The sequence below is a fragment of the Prosthecobacter gellanilyticus genome (assembly GCF_007992435.1).
GTDB lineage: Bacteria > Verrucomicrobiota > Verrucomicrobiia > Verrucomicrobiales > Verrucomicrobiaceae > Prosthecobacter > Prosthecobacter gellanilyticus.
Window position 1 is genome coordinate 1 of sequence record NZ_BKAG01000120.1, and the last position, 1531, is coordinate 1531.

The following is a 1531-nucleotide window of genomic DNA, read 5'->3' on the forward strand; positions in this document are numbered from 1 at the left end:
GGAGCGCGGATCTCCGAATCAGTAATGTTCGGCACGGGAGCTGCGGCGTGCACGGCACGCGGCCATTCAGATATGGGCTGGTGCGGTGGCGCTTGGCAGGGCTGTGCGCTCGTCAGCAGGGGAGCCTCCGCTGGATCTGGCCGTGATTTGCGGGCACGCTCCGCCCTGGCGTGGCTTGCAATCAAGCTGCGCCTTCAACGAGTTGCCTGGCGTTCTTTGACAAGCCTTCCATAGCGCGGTTGGCGCGCTCGTGTGGCTCGCAGGTGCTCCAGACGCAGTGCCTCGGCCACCTCTTCATCGCTGGCTTCCTGCATCTGCTGGAAGGCCAGCATCTCCAGCATCCGTTTGCTCGGCCGACGGCCTAGCCGCTGCGTCAGCAGCACCGCACAGATCAGTGCCGAGTAGATCTGGATGGCCACACCATTCTCGCTTTCTGCCAGCCAGTGACGGCATGGCAGCAGGCACTTGAGCCAGCGGAAGAAGCCTTCCACCTCCCAGCGTTGCCGGTAGAGCGTGGCCAGTTCCGCGGCGGCAAGCTGCTCAGGGGCCTGGTTGCTCACCAGCCACACAGGTTCCTCCATGTCCGGACGGTCCACCACGATCAGACGGAACTCTCCCCGCTGGTAGCGTGCCGTGCGGCCTAGCATCACCCATTCATCACGGCAGACACCCGCAGCCACGTCGTCCGCGCTCAAAGGCAGACTGCTCACTGTCTGCACGCAGACCTGGTTCTGTCTCAGGCGCATCAAAAAACCGCAGCCTGCCGCGCTAAGCTCCTGTAGATAATCGTAGTCCTGGCCGTAGTTGCGGTCGCCGATATAAAACTCGCCTGCCTGCAACTGCTGGCGCAGCGCCTTGCGCTCGCACAACGTGCCTTTGGCGGTGATGCCCGTGGCAGGCACACCATCGCTGAGCCGGTATTTCAGATGCAGCCGGACAGCCCGCTGGTTCTTGTAGTTCCTGCGCCACGTGGCCCACTCCATGCGCGGCAAAACATACCACAGGGTGCTGTCCACGACCCGCAGTGAGCGCGGGTCAATGCCTGTGCCAAACTCCTTGTTGGGCGCTGGCATGTCCTGGCAAAGGCGCTCCAGCACGGCCTTGAGCAGTTGCGCCTCAAAGAGGCTCTGGGCTTCCGAGAAGCTGCCTAGGCTCACGGGCATCGTGCCCAGGGCGCTTTGGGTGCGGCGAAGCGTGCTGGTCTGGCACAGCGCACGCATGGAGGTTATGACGGGATTGAACAATCCCAGCAGGAACAGGGAGAAGTAATCGCGCTGGTGCAGAGTGCGGCGCGGATCATGCTCGCTGGGATGAACAGGGTGAGAGGGCATGACCTCGTCGAGCACCTGCTGGAACCTCTTGATGAGGCTCCAGTGAAGGAGTTGCCTGGCCTCAATGGGCTGTTTGCGCCGATCGTGCTCTGTCACAGCGAACCTGATGCCATGCTTCACGGAAGTGTACAGTGACACTCTCGTCACCGCCCGCCTCCGCAAATCTCCTGCCGAACACTACTGATCTCCGAATCCGCAGC

General features: G+C 62.5%; 2 protein-coding genes. Both read right to left on the bottom strand.

All coding sequences use genetic code 11. The features are described from left to right. On the bottom strand, positions 1 to 185 hold a 185-nt coding region (locus BGE01nite_RS29500), incomplete at its 3' end, for a hypothetical protein (protein ID WP_218033130.1). 9 nt (positions 186 to 194) lie between these two features. Next, positions 195 to 1331, bottom strand: a complete 1137-nt coding sequence (locus BGE01nite_RS28730; RefSeq protein WP_146856392.1) for an IS4 family transposase — start codon at positions 1329 to 1331, stop codon at positions 195 to 197. Positions 1332 to 1531: the final 200 nt, after the last annotated feature.

Excerpts from the sequence above, each read along its gene's own strand:
- BGE01nite_RS28730 (WP_146856392.1), bottom strand. The coding sequence starts at position 1,331 with ATGCCCTCTCACCCTGTTCATCCCAGCGAGCATGATCCGCGCCGCACT.